This window comes from Flavobacterium sp. ZB4R12 (genome assembly GCF_048276375.1).
GTDB classification, from domain to species: domain Bacteria; phylum Bacteroidota; class Bacteroidia; order Flavobacteriales; family Flavobacteriaceae; genus Flavobacterium; species Flavobacterium gawalongense.
In genome coordinates, this window is the sequence record NZ_JBLNKS010000018.1 from 81,865 (window position 1) to 102,308 (window position 20,444).

Sequence of the window (20,444 nt, forward strand, 5' to 3'; positions counted from 1 at the left end):
GGGTACGGGTAGCGATATGAAATAGTTAGGAGCGTTGTTTTTTAATTACTTTGGTCAATACAGGTATAAATCCATTTATGCTTGCGCCAAAATGTAATGGTACATAAAATAAAGTAAGGGATGAAATTCCCAGATAAATAGTAAAAAAGAACCGCCAAAATTAAGTTTTGATGGTTCTTTTTATTTCTATATTGATTAATCATGATGTGACAGTTTTACTAATCGATACTTATTTTTCCCGCTACAAAGAATAGCGAAGGGTAATTCCGTAAGTTCTTTGATCCCCTAATACACCAGCATATTGTCCAGCATTACCACCCGCAGGTAATAATTGTTCAAAATAATCCTTATCCAACAGGTTGCGTCCCCATAAGAAAACAGATAAACCTTCTGAAGCACGGAAACCAATACGACCATTAAGCAAAGCATAAGAATCAACAACCAGATACTTGGAAGGAGATGCACTTGAAGAAAACGAGGAGCGATAGTAAGTATCTAACGCAAAGAATAACTTCCCAGTATTACCGAATAATTTACCCGAATCAGAGATTTCACCTCCTAAAGATCCTGCCCATTTCGAGATACCAGGTAGGTCACCACCTGAAATATCCTTAGCATATATGGCATTATTATTTGCATCTTTTAATCCGGTTTCTTCCAGTGGCAGTGGTGCATTCTTGAAAGAAACATATTTACCATCAGTGTAAGATACTGCACCGTTGAACGACAGATATTTGTTGACAGTAACACTAGCATCAAGCTCAGCACCGCGTACACGTACTTTTTCTGCGTTAGCAAGATAACCACGGTTTAGACTCACGTCAGGACTTTGAACCAGTGTTTGAAAGTTTTTGATGTCTGTGTTATAAAGTGTGAAATTCAGTATGGTATGGTCAAAAGGGGAGGTTTTCACTCCAACTTCAAAATGATTTACTTGTTCTGGTTTTATTTCAGCAAGTGCTAGAATCGGACCATTAGCATCGGTAGGTATACCACCTACGTTAACACCTACAGGTTTATAACTTCTCGCATAAGTTGCAAAAGTATTGACACGGTCAGCCGCTTTGTAAGCCAATGTTAAATTTCCGGAAAAGTTGGTGTCGTCTACATCCACTTTGAAAGCCTGATTAGAATACACCTTCTTTTTCAAGGCAAGTAAAGCTGGATCGGTTGTTTGAAGACCTCCGTAGGTCTCTCTACTGTAGTCAAGTTTTTTCTTGTCATAATTATACCTTAGGCCAGGCAATAAGTGAAGGCCATCAGTAATTTTCCAATCAAGTTGACCAAATATTGCCCCGCTGAATGTGTTGAGTGTGTTTCGGGTTTTGATTCCGTATCCATCTAAAAGTCCAGGTGTCTGCCATAATGAATAACCATTGGAATCGTTTGGTGTATCTTGAGAAAAGCGCCATTGAGCGGATCCAGCTTCCTCAATCTGGATAGGATCTGCTTTAAGTTCTTGTCCGATAGCGAATACACCGATTACACCACTTAATCTACGGGAGAAATCTCCTGCATAACGAACCTCTTGTGACCATTGTTGATGTTTTGACGTAGCTTGAGAAAGTTTAAGCACTTGAAGACCAGTAAAATCCCTGTCATTGGAAGGGTCCCAATTCCAATAGCGCCAAGCTGAGGTCGAAGTAAGTGTTCCTTCTCCAATTTTAGTTTCCACATTTAGGGATATACCTCCTAAATCTTGTCCTGAACGCCAAGGGGTATCATGATCGATCTTACGGTCAAATGCATTCTGACTTGGAAGACTGTAGTTTAAATCAGAAATAATCTGATTAAATTGACGGTAAGCGGCACGTTTTGTAGGGGCAACACCAGCAATAACTTGAGCATATCCATCGGGACGTTGACGCGAAAAATCTGTCGCCAATGTGATATCGGTATTTTCTGTTGGTTTATAAAGCAACTGTCCTCTAACTCCTTGATTATTCAGGTCGTTTACAGATTTACCTGTGGCTACATTTTCTATTAGACCGTCACGTTGCGTTCCTGAAAAAGATAATCGTCCGGCAAATTTTTTACTTAAAGTACCAGTGATAGAGGCCTTAGCCTGAAGGAATCCATAATTTCCAAAGCTAACCTCAAAGTTGGCACCTGAAGTAAAGCTAGGCTTGCGAGTGGTTACGTTAAAAGCACCTGCTGTCGTATTTTTTCCAAACAATGTACCTTGTGGTCCACGTAATACCTCAATTCGGTCTATATCAATAAAGTCGAGTGTTGTGGCGGCCGGACGGGCGTAGTAAACACCATCTACATAAAAACCCACACCTGGATCGATACCATCGTTAGTAAGTCCAAAAGTGGAACCCAGACCACGAATGTTAATAGTTGTGTTTCTTGGATTTGAAGAATACAATTGAACTGATGGAACTAATTCCTTCAAACGATTAACGTTGAAAGCTCCAGCTTCCTCAGCCTGTTTGCCACTCACAACAGAAATTGGAATGGGAACGTTTTGTGCTTTTTCAATACGGCGTCTTGATGTGATGACCACTTCAACAAGCACATTGTCATCGGTAAGAATTATTTCTAATGGCGTATCTCGTAGTTCAGCAATTGTAACTTCTTTAGATTTATATCCAACATATTGTATAATAAGCGAGTAAGGAAGTTTTTCTTGGGTGTCAATTGTAAAGGTACCACTGGCCTCTGTAGTAGTATTATATCTAGTGCCTTTTAATACCACATTAGCGCCTTCTAAAGGTAGACTTTGGCTATTTGTCACCACACCATTAACTGTAGTTTGTGCAAAAGAGAAAGAGAAAATGAATAGTAATACTAGGGTTGTAATTATTTTTGTATAAATTGTTTTCATTGTATGTTTATTATATGTAATTAGTAGAGTTTAAATTAAATTTTTTTTTACTAGCACATACACATCATTTGAATACTGTTATTTTCAATTGCAATTAGGAGATTTTTTCGGGATTGTTCATTAGAAAAAATGAACTTGCTTCGATACGTTTTCATACGTTTAAATTTGGATTGTTAATTATGTATTAAATTCTAGGCAAATATATAATTAATTCTATGAAATTAGTAGAGTTTAAAAAATATTTTTTTATTTTTTTACTAATGAGGAAATAGTAATGCCTTCCATAGCTTTTAAAGTCTCATCTCGAATAGTCATTAATCCGTGTCTTAATAGGCATTCGGACTCGTTTGTGCAATCGGAGCAGGGTTCGTAAAAATTTAATGATGCACATGGGAGTAATGCAATTGCACCATCAAATAACCGATGAATATCAGCTAAAGTAATATCGTTTTTGGATTTTAAAAGGTAATAACCGCCAAATTTGCCTTGTTTACTTCCGACATAGTGCCCACGTTTTAAATCCAATAAGATCTGTTCCAAAAATTTTTTTGGAATATTAGCTGCTTCGGCAATTTCAATAGTACGAGAAATATGATTTTCGTCTTGTTGCGCTAAAAACAGTAATGCTTTGAGCGCGTATTTGGCTTTATGTGAAAGCATTTTTTTATGTGTTTTATAATAGTAAATTATGAATTAGATCCGATTTCAAATTTATAAAATGAAAGGAAAACAAACATAATTATTTTTATTTATAATTTTAAAAGTATTGCTGGTTTTTGAATGTCGAATGCAGTCTTGAAGGTATGGATTCAAACGGAACACCGCCATCTGAAATCTACCAATCTCCGCCAGATCCACCGCCTGAGAAACCACCGCCACCAAATCCACCACCGAAACCGCCTCCGCCGCCTCCAAATCCACCACCGGAAGAACCGCCGCCAAAACCGCTTCCGCCACTGTTTCTTCCAAGGCTGCTCAGAATAATTACATCAAGTAAACTAGGGCCTCCGCCGCCTCTGTTGCCAGAATTTCCACCACCACCTTTATTTCTTGAAATAAGAATCAGAATAATAATCACAATAACGATAAGTGGTAAAATCGGAAATCCCTTTTCTTTAGTTTTTATCCGTTCCCCTTTGTATTTTCCTTTAAAAACATCAATTATCGCATCAGTTCCTTTATCAAGACCTTTGTAGTAACTTCCTGCTTTAAATTCGGGAATGATGATGTTTCGGGTAATTTCTCCGCCAATACCGGCAGTTAATCGGTCTTCAAGGCCATAACCTGGCGAAATCCATATTTTTTTTTCGACTTTAGCCAATAAAATAAGAACTCCATTGTCATTTTTTGCAGTTCCGCCAATGCCCCAGGTTTGTCCCCACTTTGGTGTAAGGATACCAATGTCCTCCCCTTTAAGGGTTTCTATGGTGATAATCACAATTTGAGTTGTGGTTGAATCAGAATATTTAATGAGTTTTTCTTCCAGTTGCGCTTTTTCAGTTGCGCTTAAAACATTCGCATAATCGTAAACAGAAGTCTGAAAACTTGGTTTTTCAGGAATGGTAAATTGAGCAAAACTTATCTGTGTAAATAAAAAACAAACAAATAGCTTTAGGGAAATTAGGGCATTCTTTTTTTGTAATAGCATTATCCTCTAGATATTTCGTTTGATAATTCATTCGTATCGCCTTCTTGCCAAGGGAAATATTTCTGCAATTGTTCACCGGCTCTGGCAATTCCATCGATAAGTCCTTGCTTGAAATCTCCTTTTTTGAACTCAGCCACCATGATATCACGGGTGCAATTCCAAAAATCATCTTGAACCACATCATTAATGCCTTTGTCACCACAAATTACAAAATGTCTATCTTCTACAGCTAAGTAAATTAAAACACCGTTTTGAAGTTCGGTTTCGTCCATTTTCAGTTCATGAAAAACTTCCGTTGCGCGATCATAAGCATCAATGGAAGTTGTTTTTTCAATATGTACTCTAATCTCGCCAGAAGTATTTTTTTCGGCCACGCGAATAGCTTCAACAATTGCTTGTTCTTCTTCTTTGGTTAAAAAATGGTCTACTTTTGACATAAATTTATTTTTTTTATAACCACGAAGTTCACGAAGTTTCTCTAAGTTCACTATTATAGTGCCCTTTGTGATTCCTTTGTGAACTTTGTGTTTAAATGTTTTAGAATTTTACTTCAACGGGTTTGTCTGCACCTTCTACAGCATTAAAATATGCTTTTTCTTTGAAACCGAATATTCCCGCAAATAATGAATTTGGAAACGTTTTAATATGCGAATTATATGGTTTTACTGCTTCATTGAAACGGGTTCTTGCAGTAAGAATTTGGTTTTCAGTACTGGCTAATTCATCCTGTAATTTTAAGAAATTTTGGTTGGCTTTCAAATCAGGATACGCTTCAACAGTCACTAATAATCTTGACAATGAACTACTTACGCCACTTTGTGCTTTGTTGAATTCAGCCAATTGTTCCGGAGTAATATTTGCCGGGTCAATCTTTACGGAAGTTGCTTTGGCACGTGCTTCAATAACTGCAGTCAACGTACTTTTTTCAAAATCAGCGGCTCCTTTTACCGTATTCACTAAATTTCCAATAAGGTCATTTCTTCTTTGGTATGCCGTTTGCACATCCCCCCAAGATTGTTCTACTGTTTGGTTTAAAGTTACGGCAGTATTATTAATTCCTTTAACCCAGCTGTAAATTCCAATAATTACAACTGCTGCGATAATCCAAGGTAAAAATTTTTTAAAATCCATTTTTGTTTAATTTAAGTTTAGTGTTTAATTGTTATTTTTTTTAAATCTGAATCAGCATTCGTTAATCTGCAATCACAATCTATAGTTGATTTTTAATATTCGTCAGTTGTGTTCGAATCGTTTCTAATTTGCGAATAATTTCAAATTTATCCAGTGTTTTCTTTTGGCCTTCTTTCAAATGGGTTTTGGCACCTTCCAGCGTAAAACCTCTTTCTTTTACCAAATGATAAATCAATTGTAAATTAGTGACATCTTCTGGAGTGAACATACGATTGCCTTTGGCATTCTTCTTTGGTTTCAGAATATCAAATTCATTGTCCCAAAAACGAATCAGCGATGCATTCACGTCAAATGCTTTGGCAACTTCGCCAATGCTGTAATATCTTTTGTCTTTAGAAAGTTCAATATGCATATTGTTTTTATTTGACTTTTTAATTTTCTAATTGAATGCCATTATTTATTGCTATTACGACAGATACCTTTTTAAACCTCCGACTGAATACTGCTATCTGAACACTGAATACTTTTTTATGCATTAGTCTAATGATTGATTTTCTTGGTTAGCCAATTGTGCGATAGCGACATATTCCACTGCCGATATATTCCCGTAATAAAAATTAAGTGGATTCACCACCTTTTTATCCTTATGCACTTCATAATGTAAATGCGGTCCTTCGGATCTTCCAGTACTTCCCACATAACCTATAATGTCGCCACGATTCACGCGTTGTCCCGCCCGTGCTTTATATTTGCTTAAATGTGCATATAAAGTTTCGTATCCAAATCCATGCCGAATCACAATATGATTTCCATATCCAGAGGCCGTATTGTCCGCTCTTGCTACAACTCCATCGCCGGTAGCATAAATGGGAGATCCTGTTTTTGCTGTAAAGTCCATGCCTTCATGCATTTTCCTCACTTTTGTAAAAGGATCCGTTCGGTATCCAAAACCAGATGCCATTTGTTTTAAATTCTCGTTTCGTACTGGCTGAATGGCAGGAATAGCTGACAAAAAATCATTTTTAGCTTCCGCCAATTTTAAAATGGCATCCAATGATTTAGACTGAATCGCTAATTCCTTGCTAAGAACATCAATTCTTTTTGTCGTATTGATTACCAACTGGGAATTGTCATATCCTTCTAATTTAGCATACCGATTAACTCCGCCAAAACCCGCTTTTCGTTCCTCATCAGGAATTGCTGATTGATTGAAATAAACTCGATATAAATTATTGTCCCGATCTTCAATGGCTTCAATAACGCTATTTATCTGATTTATTTTCTTGTTCAAAATAGCATAATTTAATCTCAAATTTTCAATTTCACGTGCCTGTAATCGATCTTTTGGAGTTTCAAAATAAGGCGTATTCAGTAAAACAACGAAACTCAAAAAACCAAACAATGCCGAGGCCAATAAAAACAGGATAACAACACCAAATTTTTTCCTTTTTCGTGTTTTTATTTTTCGGTAGGCGAGATTTTCGGAATCGTAATAATATTTTACTTTCGACATATTTTAAAATACCCTATTTTTGCACACTGTAAAATGTTAGTCGAACAAATTTAATAAATGTTTCATTCGTTCCACCCTTTTTTCAAGAATAAATAAATTAATGTGCCTAATCCAGCTATTCGTTGCAAGTTCTCGTTTATAAATCTTTTTTTCTAATGCGTTAGCAGGAGCTTCCTCCGGTCGCTCTGCCCCTCAAGAAAAAATAAATTTATAAATCTCGAAGCTTTCCACTGCTATCTGGGGCAAAAGAAATTAAAAGATTGAATGATTTTAAGATTGAAAAATTCAGTTCTAAATAATCTTTAAATTTTTGAATCTTTAAATATTTAAATTAAAAAAATGAAATCACAAGACGTACGTAAACAATTTCTGGATTTTTTTGCATCAAAAGGACACTTAATCGTTCCATCAGCACCAATAGTTCTAAAAGATGATCCAACCCTGATGTTCAACAACTCAGGAATGGCGCAGTTCAAAGAATATTTCTTAGGTAACGCCACACCAAAAAGTCCTAGAATTGCCGATACCCAAAAATGTCTTCGTGTTTCAGGAAAACATAATGACTTAGAAGATGTAGGTTTTGATACCTACCACCACACCATGTTTGAAATGTTAGGGAACTGGTCTTTTGGTGATTACTTCAAAAAAGAAGCCATCAACTGGGCTTGGCAACTTTTGACAGAAGTGTATAAAATCCCAAAAGAAAATTTATATGTTTCCGTATTTGAAGGAAATCCAGAAGAAAATGTACCGTTCGATCAGGAAGCTTGGGATATTTGGAAGGAATTGATTGACGAAGACAGAATCATTCTTGGAAACAAAAAAGACAATTTCTGGGAAATGGGCGACCAAGGACCTTGTGGACCTTGTTCTGAAATTCATGTTGATTTACGCCCAGAAGAAGAGAAAAGTTTAGTTTCAGGAAAAAGTTTAGTAAACAATGACCATCCGCAAGTAGTGGAAATCTGGAATAACGTATTCATGGAGTTCAACCGTAAAGCGGACGGTTCTTTAGAGAAATTACCTGCACAACACGTTGATACCGGAATGGGATTTGAGCGTTTGTGTATGGCATTGCAAGGAAAAACATCAAATTATGATACGGATGTTTTTACGCCACTTATTGAAAAAGTAGAGCAAATTACAGGATTAAAATATACTTCAAACGAAGTTTTAAATAGCAGCGAAGAGCAAAACAAAACTAATATAGCTATTCGTGTAGTGGTAGATCACGTTCGTGCCGTAGCTTTTGCTATTGCTGACGGGCAATTGCCATCAAACACGGGAGCAGGTTATGTAATTCGTAGAATTTTGCGTCGTGCGATTCGTTACGGATTTACCTTCTTGAATACTAAGGAACCTTTTATCAATCAATTGGTAGCAGTTTTGGCCAATCAAATGGGTGAATTTTTCCCGGAAATAAAATCGCAACAACAATTGGTTACCAATGTAATCCGTGAAGAAGAAGCATCATTCTTAAGAACATTGGACCAAGGATTACAATTATTAGATAAAGTTATCGAAGAGGAAAAAGCCCTTCCTTCAGAGGGGTTGGGGAGGATTTCAGGTGCTAAAGCATTTGAATTATACGATACTTTCGGATTTCCAATTGACTTGACAGCATTAATTCTTAGAGAAAAAGGATTTGAACTGGACGAAGCTGGTTTTAATTCTGCTATGCAAGAACAAAAAAATCGTTCACGCGCCGCATCAGAAGTTTCTACCGAAGATTGGTCCGTGTTGATTCCTGGAAATGTAGAAACATTTGTAGGGTATGACCAAACAGAAAGTGACGTAAAAATCACTCGTATTCGTAAAGTTGACAGTAAAAAAGACGGCGTTTTATACCAAATCGTTTTAGATAACACACCATTCTATCCAGAAGGTGGGGGACAAGTGGGCGATAAAGGAACTTTGGTTTCGGCAAACGAGACCATCGAAATCATCGACACCAAAAAAGAAAATAACCTGATTTTGCATTTTGCAAAAAAACTGCCTGAAAATGTAAACGCCAGTTTTATTGCTAAAGTAAATCAGGATTTAAGAAGTTTGTCTTCTAGAAATCACTCGGCGACACACTTGATGCACCAAGCGTTGAGAAGTGTTTTAGGAACTCATGTAGAACAAAAAGGTTCCTTGGTAAATCCAAACTATTTGCGTTTTGACTTTTCTCATTTTGCTAAAATGACGGAAACTGAATTGCAACAAGTAGAGGATTTTGTAAATGCAAGAATCCAGGAACAATTACCACTTATAGAAAGAAGAAATATTCCGTTTGCACAAGCAGTTTCAGAAGGAGCAATGGCACTTTTTGGAGAGAAATATGGAGATGAGGTTCGTGCGATTAAATTTGGCGAAAGCATGGAATTATGCGGCGGAATTCACGTGAAAAATACAGCTGAAATCTGGCATTTCAAAATCGTTTCTGAAGGAGCGGTTGCTGCGGGAATTCGTCGTATCGAAGCCATTACAAGTGATGCCGTTAAAGCACATTTTGCATCGTATGAAAACACATTGAATGAAGTAAAAACAGCTTTAAAAAATCCTCAGGATATTTTGAAAGCTGTTCATTCGATGCAAGAAGAAAATGCCAAGCTTGCCAAACAAATAGAGACTTTGATGAAAGACAAGGTTAAAAATTTGAAAGTGAGTTTAACATCTGAAATACAAGAAATCAATGGTGTTCAATTCTTGGCGAAACAAGTAGATTTGAATCCGGAAGGGGCAAAGGATTTGGCTTACGAATTAGGGAATTTAGGCAAAAACCTATTCCTTGTTTTGGCTACAGTGAATCCCGAAGCTTCGGGAGAAAAGCCGATGTTGACCTGTTATGTTTCTAAAGAATTAGTAGCGGAGAAAAACCTGAATGCTGGACAAGTGGTTCGTGAATTGGGTAAATTTATCCAAGGTGGAGGCGGAGGACAGCCGTTTTTTGCTACTGCTGGAGGAAAGAATGTTGCAGGAATTCAAGAAGCTTTGGAAAAAGCGGTTGAATTTTTGAAGTAATTATCTCGTAAAGTTTTTGTCTCCCAAAGTCGCAGAGACGCAAAGTGTTTGTGGATAAATAATAAAAAATATTCGTTAGCAATAGCTTTGCGTCTCTGGGACTTTGCGATATTTTTTAATATATTAGCGAGAAATATAAAAATGACAGAAAACGAAATTTCAAAAATTGTTGTTGATGTTTCTTATAAAATACACACAAAGCTTGGTCCAGGTTTGTTAGAATCAGTTTATGAAGCTATTTTGTTTTATGAGTTAACTAAAAGAGGATTAATAGTTGAAAATCAAAAACCACTTCCGGTTATTTGGGATGAAGTAAAATTAGATATTGGATTTAGAACTGACTTGATAGTAGAAAATAAAGTTATTTTAGAAATAAAATCAGTTGAACAAATTGCTAATGTTCATCCAAAACAACTCTTAACATATCTAAAAATTACAGGAATGAAATTGGGCTTGTTGATTAATTTCAACGAGCCACTAATTAAAACGGGAATAACAAGAATAGTAAATAACCTCTAACCTTTGCGTCTATGCGCCTTTGTGAGAAATAGATATGAACTTCAGAACGCAAATACCCATTCCTAAAAGTAATCATCCTTTAGATTACAGCTCCATAGTGGTGTCTTTGGGTTCTTGTTTTGCGGAAAATATTTCTGATAAATTCCAATATTTTAAATTTCAAAACACCATAAATCCTTTCGGAATAATTTTCAACCCAGTTTCTATCGATAAAATTATCCATAAAGCCATAAATGCAATATTATTCACAGAAAATGACATTTTCTTTCATAACGAACGCTGGCATTGTTTCGATGTACATTCGGATTTGAGTATTTCAAATAAGGATGAGTTAATAGAATCGTTAAACGCGATACTCAAATCAACAAAACAGCAATTACAAGAAGCTTCTCATGTTATTATCACTTATGGAACCTCGTGGGTATATCGAAATATTGAAAGCGGTAACATTGTAGCGAATTGCCATAAAGTACCACAAAAGCAGTTCAAGAAAGAATTACTTTCGGTTGATGTAATTCAAGAAAGTGTTGCGAATACATTGGAATTAATTCATTCTGTAAATCCCAATTGCAATGTCATTTTTACGGTTTCGCCTATACGACATATTAAAGATGGTTTTGTCGAAAATCAATGGAGCAAAGCCAATTTGATATCTGCTATTCACAGCGTTCCGAATTTTGAATACTGTAAACTGAACACTGAATACTTTCCCAGCTACGAAATCATGATGGATGAACTCCGTGATTATCGGTTTTATGCCGAAGATATGTTGCATCCCAATCAAGTGGCGATAGACTATATTTGGAAACGTTTCAAGGAAACCACAATTTCAGAAACCGCTTTTTCTATTATGGAGGAAGTCGAAGGTATTCAAAAAAGTTTGTCTCACAAGCCTTTTAATCCTGATTCAGAAAGTCACCTGAAGTTCGAAACTAAACTGAGAGAAAAAATCACTAAATTGGTATCTCGATATTCATTCATCAAATTTTAGTTATGCTTAGAAGACTACTTATTGGAATAGGAGTTATTGCCGGGATATTTTTATTATTTAAATTTTGTGACTTTAAGAAAAACGATGATGACGATATCAGTTACAACACGAATCTCATTCAGCAACAAATTGTAAACGTAGGAAAGCTGGTGGTTACCGAAGGTCATTTCTCAGAAGTGATAACGTATAAAAATCAGCAGAAATATTTGTTGGACATGATTTCTTTCGAGAAAAAAGCGCTTATTGTTGTTAATGCTGATGTGACAGTTGCGTATGATTTACATAAAATGAAATACGATATCGATGAAAAAAACAAAACAATAACGATTGTAAGTATTCCGAAGGAAGAAATAAAAATCAGTCCCGATGTTCAATTTTATGATGTCGAACAAAGTAAATTGAATCCTTTTACGGGTGATGATTACAACAAAATCAATAAGTCAGTTAAAGCTAATCTGGCCAAGAAAATAGAAAAATCGTCGTTGAAAACAAATGCTCAAAACCGATTGATAAGCGAATTGTCTAAAATATTGATTCTGACCAATACTATGGGTTGGAAATTGCAATACGAAGGGAAAGTGATTGAAAGCGAAAAAGATTTTGGACAAAAAATAAAATTGTAAAAAGTAATAATAACACGAATTTCACGAATTTTCACAAATTAATTTGTGAAAATTCGTGAAATTACTTCGTCCGTTCGCTTCGCTCGGGTCGTGTTTAAATTCTCTGTCCACTTCCTTGAAGTAATTTTATGCTTTCTCTTTATCAAAAATCAAATCCAAACCGCCAGCAATCAAATGCGCAACTTCGGGTCTTTTTTCTTTTAATTTTTCAAGATAAACCATCACTTCCTGTAAGAGTTGAGGCTCGTTTCTATCTTTCAAAAGTTCTGCAATTTCAATGGCTAACAACCAATCATTGGGATGATTTGTGTGTAGTTTTTCAAAAATTGGTGCCAAAGAAGTTTGTGTGTCCTTGGTTTCTCTAATATTTCTAACAGTTTGGTACAGCATCTCTAAATCATCACGTTCTGCGGTATGTTTTGCCTTGATCGTTTTACTTGTTGGAACATGCGAAATCAAATCAAAACTGTTCACATCAGCAGGACCTGAAAAAGCCGAAATCACCTTTTTTCCTATCGCCATATCGTAATTTCCCCATTCTGGTTGAAACAAAATAGTTCCCCTGTGAGTTACCGTACAGTTCTTTAAGCTGATTAAAATAATTTCACCGTGAAGGTTTCTGGATCCTGTAATGATTTCTCCTTTTACCGTAATATCGCCTTCAAACTCCAGCGTTACATTTTTGGTTTCTGTTATAGAATAAGCGCTTAAATCTCTTGGACTCATGTCCTCAATGGCGAGATTTATTCCTTTTAGTTTTCCAATTGGACTTCCAAAACCTTTCGGATGTTTGATTGTTCCATGACCCACTAATTCTTTTTCTCTATACGATAAAGCAGTCTTTCCTGTAGTTTGAATATAAACGGGTTTGCCTTCTTCTTCAATGACATTGGTAAACACACCCGAAATCTGAATTCCGGTGCTTAATTCAATGGTTCCTAAAGCACTCGAATGAATCAGTTTATTGATTCCCGATAATCCTCCGGTACGCAAGGCCATTTTATTGGCAAACTCTTCCAAAACCATGCTTAAATAAGCAAAATCTGGAGTGACGTAAAGTTGCGGTTGCAGTTTCGTGATATCAAAACTCTGGTTGGCAGCCGATAGGTCGTAAGGTATTTTCTTTACATTATCCGTCATGCACCACGCACTTTCTCCAATAGACGAAAGCAATCCGGCACCATAAATTTTTGGATTGTCAACTGTTCCTATCAAACCATATTCCACTGTCCACCAATGCAGGTTTCTAATTTGCGCCATTTCGGATAATTCACCCATATTATTCTGCAAATCTTCCACCGCTTTTTCGGCAGCATCAATGTCGGCTTGCGGCGTGTCTTCGGCTTCTTTCAAGATAGAAAGCAGTCGTATGGCTTCATACATTTCATAATCCTTATGCGAAGAAATCGCTTTGCAGCCTATTTCTCCAAAACGACGCAGGTATTCCGCATATTCCGGATTGGCAATTATGGGCGCGTGACCGGCACCTTCGTGAATAATATCCGGTGCAGGCGTGTATTCTATATGTTCGAGCTGACGAATATCAGAAGCAATTACAAGCACATTATACGCCTGAAATTCCATGAACGCATTGGGCGGAATAAATCCGTCCACCGCCACAGCAGCCCAACCTATTTCGGTCAGAATACGGTTCATGCCGTACATACTGGGAATGTAGTCAATTTCAATTCCCGTTTTTTTCAAACCTTCGAGGTAAGAGCTATGCGCCACTTTCGAGAGATAGTTAACATTTTTGCGCATCACATAGCGCCAAACCGCCTGATTGATAGGCGTATAATCACTATAATCCTGAGGCTTAATAAATTGCTTTAAGTGCTTTGGCAATCGGTCTAATAACGGATTGCTTTCTATAGTTGAGTTCATTTCGAAATCGTTGTAGTTGTTTTGCAAAAGTACGAATTTAAGGAGCTATTTCCAGCTTTTCATTACAAGTTTTTGCAAATCCGTTTGTTTTTCTAAAGTTGCTACAAGAGCTTCCTCCGGTCGCTTTCTAGCAACAAGAAAAACTAAAACGGCTTTTGCAAAAAGCTTTCCATTGCAAACGAAGTTCACTGAACTCCAATGAAAATAAAAGTATAGTGAAGTAATCTGGGCTAAGTTAACAATTCCAATTCGTCTCTTCGAGTGTTTTTGGCTTGGCATAAGATGTTTTGAAAAGGAAAGTTGGATAAGCCAAAAATGTATCGAGAAGTATAGTATGTATGAAAGTTCTCGATACATTTTTTGAAGTAGAACATTTTTCTAATCTTGGTGAATCGTCAACTTCAAAAAACACTCGAACTGACGGAAGGAAGAAAATCTTTGCATTACGAAAACTCAAAAAATATTAATCGTTATTCTATAAAATCAAAAAGCAGTAATTGCGTTTTTTGTTTATCTGAAAAATTATTATCCGAAATGAAAATGATGGATTGGTGACCGTTGGCCAATTTTGGTCCAAAAGTAAGCCCTTCGATATTATCAATAAAAATCCCCAAATCATCCATGTTAAGTACTAGTTTCTTGGTGGCAACTTCAAAATTATGATTTTTCAATGAAGGATGTTTTTTAACATCGTTTGCCTTTTTTAAATTGCATAGGAAAACTTTAACCGTACAAGCTTGCATACCGGTAGAGTAGGAGCGCTCTACAACCAGTAGCTGGTTTTTTCCATAATATTGAATCGCCGAAACACCGTTTACGGCAAAAGCACCTTTTGGGTTGGGTTCACGGGCAATAGGCTCTAATTGGTAGCCGTATTGAGCGGTGTTCTTTTTTGTTTTGGCATTAAATTGATAGAATCGGATAAAAGCACCTTTGGTTGTGTTAGCAGAACTGCCGTCTTCAAATAAAGGCTCTTCAATGTTGGCATAAATATTTTTGAATTTAGCGTCAAAAGTAATTCCTTCTAAAGTTCCATTATTTCTGGGGCCTTTTTCCTGTTTTTGCATTTTTAAATTTTCAGGTAATTTGGCTTTGCCAGTAAAATTACCTTTTAAATCCATGAAATTGATTGCAGGATTTTGTAAAATCAATTTATCAGCGGTAACCACACGAGCACCTTCGCTGCTCCAAACTAAGGAGTTGGTTTTGGGATTGAATCGAATATCTTCAGGATCGGCTGCTGTTATTGGGTTGGTATTCCAGTTGCCATAACTTTTTCCGGTTTCGTTTTTTAAAGTAGTAACGCTTTGAAAATTGATACTTTCTAATTTATTTTCGATCAAACGAATTTCTGCAGTATAAAATCTCGAGTCATTGAACATAGATCTGTCGTCGCATATCAGGTAATACAGATCTTGTTTTACATCATAATCGATTCCGGATAAGCCACCAACCCTAGTGTCTTGAAAGGTTTCATTAAAAGGAATTTCAAGTGAACTGACTAATTTTAAACTGGGAGTCGGTTTGTTTTCGACGGTTTGTTTTAAATTGGAACAAGAAAGAAGAACAGCTTGTAAAACAACAAGAAATAAAAATTTTCGCATAGTTTGGGTTCTCTATTAGATGTTTTTCTGTCAATGGAATCTCGCTTTTTAGAAAAAATAATGTGATTATACCAAAGTAAAGATTGATTTAGCAAGATTCCGAAAAGGGGTTATTGTTTAAATTTCAATTTTTATCAGCATTCCTGAAATACTCAATTTTATAATTGAACATTTCAGCCATGTTCTTCGCTCTTAATTTGGCTTCTTCGGCTAATGGGCCTGCAAATAAACTATCGGTAGTTTCGGTGAAAATTTCCATCCAGCGTTCAAAATGTTCTTTGGCAACCGGTAATTGTTTGTGTGGCGGAAATGGGCTGCCGGAATAGGTATGTTCTTCGAGTAAAATAGTTTGCCAAAAGCGATACATTTTTTCTAAATGTTCCGTCCAGTGATTGCCTATTTTTTCATTGAATATGGGGCCAATAAATTTGTCTTTTTGAACTTTTGAATAGAAGGTATCAACAAGTAATTTGATATCTTCGAGAGTGGTAATATCGTTGAGTAGTGTCATGATTGGGTATAAAAAAGCCTACCCAAAGGTAGGCCATTTATATCAAATAATAGTGTAAAAGGGTATTGTTACTTTTTAAATAACATCCTGAAAGCTATCGTTGTTGTTCACTGTAATCTGAAAACTGTTTACTTTTTCACAGGAGGGAATTGCTCTAAAATTTTAGCCACAAATTCATTGATCTGTTTTTCTTTTTCATTGCGGTTTTCGGTCAAATAGCCGACTCCTTCACCTTGCCAAACGAGTTCTTTTTTCTTGGCATCAATTAAGTCGATATACAATGTTCCTTCGGTTGAAGAAGAAACATAGGTGCTACGTCCTCCCCATAAGTAAGGATTCCATCCCCAACCCCATCCATAACCCCAACCGGCATTATATTGATTTACATCTACCCGTTCTCTTTCTTTGGTAAAAATGGTTACCAGTAAGTCAGGCGTTTCACTTTTGGTCATTCCTTTTTTGCTTAGTTCTCGGTCAATGGCATTAAGTATTCTTTTTTTATCCAATTCTGAAATTTCGGCTTTATCAATACCTCTTTTATGAAAAGCGTAGGTTTTATATTGACTAAAATCTACATTTTTATCATAATCTGAATATACTTTTACGGAACTGCAAGAGGCAACTGCGAAAAGTAGAAATACTGGAAGGAGTTTAATTGCTTTCATGGTATAATTATTTGATAACTAAATGTTTATTAAAGATACGTTCAAATTCTTAAAAATCCAACAAATTGTCGGCTACTATATTAGGGATGGTCACTTTCAATAAAGGTTGCGTCTCCATCGCTCTTTTTATTGCAAATAGCGCTCCGTCATTTCGTGCCCAGCTTCTTCTGGAAATTCCGTTGTTGACATCCCAGAAAAGCATTGATTCTAAACGTCTTGACGCTTCTTTTGAACCATCAAGAACCATACCAAATCCACCGTTAATTACCTCGCCCCAGCCAACGCCGCCACCATTATGAATAGAGACCCAAGTTGCACCGCGGAAACTGTCCCCAATTACGTTTTGTATTGCCATATCAGCGGTAAATCGGGAGCCATCATAAATATTGGAAGTTTCTCTGTAAGGCGAATCGGTTCCGGAAACATCATGATGATCCCGCCCTAAAACGACAGTTCCTATCTCGCCTTTGGCAATGGCCTGATTAAAAGCTTCTGCAATTTTTACACGACCTTCGGCATCAGCATAAAGAATTCTGGCTTGTGAACCTACGACTAATTTGTTTTGCTGAGCGCCTTTTATCCAATGAATATTATCCTGCATTTGTTGCTGAATTTCCTCAGGAGCTGTTTTTGCCATTTCTTCCAAAACCTGGCAAGCAATGAGATCAGTTTTGGCTAAATCTTCTGGTTTTCCCGAAGCACAAACCCATCGGAAAGGACCAAAACCGTAATCAAAACACATCGGTCCCATAATATCCTGAACATAACTAGGATACCTAAAATCAATATGATTTTCTGCCATTACATCAGCACCGGCACGGGAAGCTTCCAGTAAAAAAGCATTTCCATAATCAAAGAAATACGTTCCTTTGGCGGTGTGTTTATTAATAGCAGTGGTATGTCGTCGTAATGTTTCTTGTACTTTTACTTTGAATAAATCAGGATTGCCAGCCATCATTTCATTGGCTTCTTCAAAAGAAACATCAGCAGGATAGTAGCCACCCGCCCAAGGATTATGTAAAGAAGTTTGATCTGAACCTAAATCGATATGAATATTTTCCTGATCAAATTTTTCCCAAACATCCACTACATTTCCAAGATAGCCGATAGAGACTATTTCTTTATTGGCTTGCGCCAAAGCGACTCTTTTTACCAGTTCATCTACGTTTTCAATCACTTCATTGATCCAGCCTTGACTGTGACGGATGTGCGTTATCTTTGGGTTTACTTCGGCACAAACGGTGATGCAACCGGCAATATTTCCCGCTTTTGGTTGTGCACCACTCATTCCGCCCAATCCTGAGGTTACAAATAAGCCACCCTTTGGATTGCGTTTTATTTTACGAAAACCATTCAAAACGGTAATTGTTGTTCCGTGCACAATCCCCTGCGGACCAATGTACATATAGCTTCCGGCAGTCATTTGTCCGTATTGCGAAACGCCCAATGCATTCATTTTTTCCCAGTCATCAGGCTTGGAATAATTAGGAATTACCATTCCGTTTGTCACCACGACTCTTGGTGCTTCTTTGTGGGAAGGGAACAATCCCATCGGATGCCCGGAATACATCGTCAATGTTTGCTCCTCTGTCATTTCCGACAAGTATTGCATCGTCAAAAGATATTGTGCCCAGTTTTGGAAAACGGCTCCATTTCCACCATACGTAATCAACTCATGCGGATGCTGCGCCACGGCGTAATCCAAATTATTTTGAATCATCAACATAATCGCTTTTGCCTGTTCACATTTTCCTGGATATTCCTGAATTGGTCGCGCATACATTTTATAATCTGGACGAAAGCGATACATATAAATACGGCCATACGTTTCTAATTCTTCCGAGAATTCCTTGACTAATTCAGTGTGATGTTGCGGTTCAAAATAGCGTAAAGCGTTACGTAACGCTAGTTTTTTCTCTTCGTTCGAAAGTATTTCTTTACGCTTTGGAGCGTGATTAATATCAATTTCGTATTGTTTTGGTTGTGGTAAAACCGATGGAATTCCTTGTTGTATTTGTTCTTGGAAAGTCATTTGATAATTTTGTTAAACGAGTTTATTACTTTTTTTGAAATATATTTCGTTTGAGAATCATTTGCTTGATGCTCAAAAAAAAAGTAATACCTAAGGATAACGAATATCCGACCTATGGTAGGATTTGTGAATTTTGATTCTATATTTCTGTAAACAAATATCCATTTTATTTGATGTTTTTTGAAATTGAGATTACTATCTTAGTTCTGCTATATGCAACCTAAAATCTGCTTACCGTAACCGGACCACTAACTACTTTTTATTTGTGCCTGTTTTCTTATCATAACCATATGGGCAATGACGACACCCACTTTTACAACAATAGCCCCGTTTTAAATGGTATTTTTCTGTAAAGCATTTGTAACCTTCAGGTGTGTAATAGAAATCTTCCCCTTCTATTAGTTTATTTTCATTACTTTGCTCAATCATACTTGGGATTATTCTAATTGTAAAATTCATTGGGATTACTTTCATAATGTAAATTACTTAATCGATTGAGTTTTTCATTAAATAGAGCCATTTTATCATTACAAATTTATAAATTTTATAGCGAATGTTTCTAATTGTTGCTAAATATTTAATTCCAAAAGGATATCGTGGATTGGTGGCATTTCCATTTGTATTTGTAAAAAATCGTGCTGATAAAGAAAATGTGGTTTTTGTTAATCATGAAAAAATCCATCTTCGCCAACAATTAGAACTTTTAGTGATTCCTTTTTTTATTTGGTATTTTATAGAATATCTTTTTCGTTTGGTTCAATATAAAAACGCTGATTTAGCTTATAGAAATATCAGTTTCGAAAGAGAAGCTTACGCCAATGAAAAAGATTTAGAGTATTTGAAGAAAAGGTCTTTTTTAAAGTTTTTAAATTATTTAGATATGTACATGACAAAAAATTAATAAGATTGATTTCCAGTAGATTAAATTAATTTAATAAAATTTTTATAAATAATCTAAACCATATTTGAAAACACTAACAGATCTTCTACCCTGCTTTTTAATTTTCTTAATATTTTCATCTATAAAATCACCTGTTTTATAACGCCACACAAAGGTGATTATTGTCAATAAAATAATCTTTCCAATCTTCCTAAATCGGTATAACATGCGTGTTTTCTACATTAAAACCACTACTTTTTAGTGCTTTAAAAAGTGTTTCTACTTGCCAACGTTTTTTATAAGAAGCCATTGTCTGTCCGGATTTATTGAACGATACGATGTGTACCTTTGGACCAGATTCTTTTACAGGAAGATTGAGTTCTATTTTCTAATGCAGTGCCGAAACTACCTTTTATGTAATTGCAGTTTACTTTGGATCCATTAAAATTAATATGACAGTCCGCAATATGTTCCAAAGGATAAAATAGGACACACAGATAACACGGATTGAACGGATTTTGCACAGATTTAAATAACTGTCTTGTCCTAAAATAGGTTTACACATTTAAACGACAATTAAATGAGAACAAGTAAAGTTATTTTAGGA

At 36.2% G+C, this 20,444-nt stretch carries 19 protein-coding genes; 5 read left to right on the forward strand and 14 right to left on the reverse strand.

Annotated features, from left to right (window positions below):
* Positions 1–241 precede the first annotated feature (241 nt).
* The 7 genes from ACNO7W_RS13740 to ACNO7W_RS13770 all read right to left on the reverse strand — a co-directional run bounded on the left by ACNO7W_RS13740 (position 242) and on the right by ACNO7W_RS13770 (position 7,122).
* On the reverse strand, positions 242–2,743 hold the full coding sequence (locus tag ACNO7W_RS13740) for a TonB-dependent receptor (RefSeq protein WP_417938564.1): 2,502 nt from the start codon (positions 2,741–2,743) through the stop codon (positions 242–244).
* Between the two features lie 333 nt (positions 2,744–3,076).
* Positions 3,077–3,490 (reverse strand): RrF2 family transcriptional regulator, encoded by a 414-nt coding sequence (locus ACNO7W_RS13745; protein WP_417938565.1) that lies wholly within the window; start codon positions 3,488–3,490, stop codon positions 3,077–3,079.
* Between the two features lie 175 nt (positions 3,491–3,665).
* Positions 3,666–4,478, reverse strand: coding sequence for a TPM domain-containing protein (locus ACNO7W_RS13750; RefSeq protein ID WP_417938566.1), 813 nt, complete (start codon positions 4,476–4,478; stop codon positions 3,666–3,668).
* Positions 4,478–4,915: a TPM domain-containing protein gene (locus ACNO7W_RS13755; protein ID WP_417938567.1), complete on the reverse strand. Its 438-nt coding sequence runs from the start codon at positions 4,913–4,915 to the stop codon at positions 4,478–4,480. Before ACNO7W_RS13755 ends, ACNO7W_RS13750 begins: the two co-directional genes overlap by 1 nt.
* Positions 4,916–5,015: 100 nt before the next feature.
* Entirely contained in the window at positions 5,016–5,609 is a 594-nt protein-coding gene (locus ACNO7W_RS13760) for a LemA family protein (protein ID WP_417938568.1), read from the reverse strand.
* A gap of 79 nt (positions 5,610–5,688) precedes the next feature.
* The gene (locus ACNO7W_RS13765; protein WP_143386140.1) at positions 5,689–6,021 is read right to left on the reverse strand and encodes a MerR family transcriptional regulator; all 333 of its coding nucleotides are present in this window, start codon (positions 6,019–6,021) and stop codon (positions 5,689–5,691) included.
* 123 nt (positions 6,022–6,144) lie between these two features.
* The gene (locus ACNO7W_RS13770; protein ID WP_143386141.1) at positions 6,145–7,122 is read right to left on the reverse strand and encodes a M23 family metallopeptidase; all 978 of its coding nucleotides are present in this window, start codon (positions 7,120–7,122) and stop codon (positions 6,145–6,147) included.
* A 339-nt stretch (positions 7,123–7,461) separates the two neighbouring features.
* On the opposite strand from ACNO7W_RS13770, the gene alaS reads away from it, so the two are divergent.
* From alaS to ACNO7W_RS13790, 4 genes are all read left to right on the forward strand, one after another.
* Positions 7,462–10,128, forward strand: a complete 2,667-nt coding sequence (gene alaS, locus ACNO7W_RS13775) for an alanine--tRNA ligase (RefSeq protein ID WP_417938569.1) — start codon at positions 7,462–7,464, stop codon at positions 10,126–10,128.
* 141 nt (positions 10,129–10,269) lie between these two features.
* The gene (locus ACNO7W_RS13780; protein WP_143386143.1) at positions 10,270–10,647 is read left to right on the forward strand and encodes a GxxExxY protein; all 378 of its coding nucleotides are present in this window, start codon (positions 10,270–10,272) and stop codon (positions 10,645–10,647) included.
* Positions 10,648–10,681: 34 nt separating this feature from the next.
* Positions 10,682–11,638 carry a GSCFA domain-containing protein gene (locus ACNO7W_RS13785; protein WP_417938570.1) on the forward strand — a complete coding sequence of 319 codons (957 nt, stop codon included), beginning with the start codon at positions 10,682–10,684 and terminating at the stop codon, positions 11,636–11,638.
* Between the two features lie 2 nt (positions 11,639–11,640).
* Complete coding sequence (locus tag ACNO7W_RS13790) at positions 11,641–12,261, forward strand: DUF4230 domain-containing protein (protein ID WP_417938571.1); 621 nt, start codon at positions 11,641–11,643, stop codon at positions 12,259–12,261.
* A 126-nt stretch (positions 12,262–12,387) separates the two neighbouring features.
* Here ACNO7W_RS13790 and ACNO7W_RS13795 read toward each other — a convergent pair whose 3' ends face one another.
* From ACNO7W_RS13795 to ACNO7W_RS13820, 6 genes are all read right to left on the reverse strand, one after another.
* The gene (locus ACNO7W_RS13795) at positions 12,388–14,145 is read right to left on the reverse strand and encodes an aromatic amino acid hydroxylase (protein WP_417938572.1); all 1,758 of its coding nucleotides are present in this window, start codon (positions 14,143–14,145) and stop codon (positions 12,388–12,390) included.
* A 470-nt stretch (positions 14,146–14,615) separates the two neighbouring features.
* A complete protein-coding gene (locus ACNO7W_RS13800) occupies positions 14,616–15,749 on the reverse strand; it encodes an esterase-like activity of phytase family protein (protein ID WP_417938573.1) in 1,134 nt (377 codons plus the stop codon).
* A 124-nt stretch (positions 15,750–15,873) separates the two neighbouring features.
* Positions 15,874–16,260 (reverse strand): group III truncated hemoglobin, encoded by a 387-nt coding sequence (locus ACNO7W_RS13805; RefSeq protein WP_417938574.1) that lies wholly within the window; start codon positions 16,258–16,260, stop codon positions 15,874–15,876.
* A 128-nt stretch (positions 16,261–16,388) separates the two neighbouring features.
* Positions 16,389–16,925: a DUF4136 domain-containing protein gene (locus ACNO7W_RS13810; protein ID WP_417938575.1), complete on the reverse strand. Its 537-nt coding sequence runs from the start codon at positions 16,923–16,925 to the stop codon at positions 16,389–16,391.
* A 49-nt stretch (positions 16,926–16,974) separates the two neighbouring features.
* Positions 16,975–18,957: a urocanate hydratase gene (locus tag ACNO7W_RS13815; RefSeq protein ID WP_417938576.1), complete on the reverse strand. Its 1,983-nt coding sequence runs from the start codon at positions 18,955–18,957 to the stop codon at positions 16,975–16,977.
* Between the two features lie 252 nt (positions 18,958–19,209).
* A complete protein-coding gene (locus tag ACNO7W_RS13820) occupies positions 19,210–19,386 on the reverse strand; it encodes a DUF5522 domain-containing protein (RefSeq protein WP_185963135.1) in 177 nt (58 codons plus the stop codon).
* A gap of 124 nt (positions 19,387–19,510) precedes the next feature.
* Between ACNO7W_RS13820 and ACNO7W_RS13825 the strand changes: the two genes are divergently transcribed.
* On the forward strand, positions 19,511–19,858 hold the full coding sequence (locus ACNO7W_RS13825; protein WP_143386152.1) for a hypothetical protein: 348 nt from the start codon (positions 19,511–19,513) through the stop codon (positions 19,856–19,858).
* A gap of 190 nt (positions 19,859–20,048) precedes the next feature.
* Here ACNO7W_RS13825 and ACNO7W_RS13830 read toward each other — a convergent pair whose 3' ends face one another.
* A complete protein-coding gene (locus ACNO7W_RS13830) occupies positions 20,049–20,147 on the reverse strand; it encodes a transposase (RefSeq protein ID WP_417938577.1) in 99 nt (32 codons plus the stop codon).
* Between the last annotated feature and the right edge of the window lie 297 nt (positions 20,148–20,444).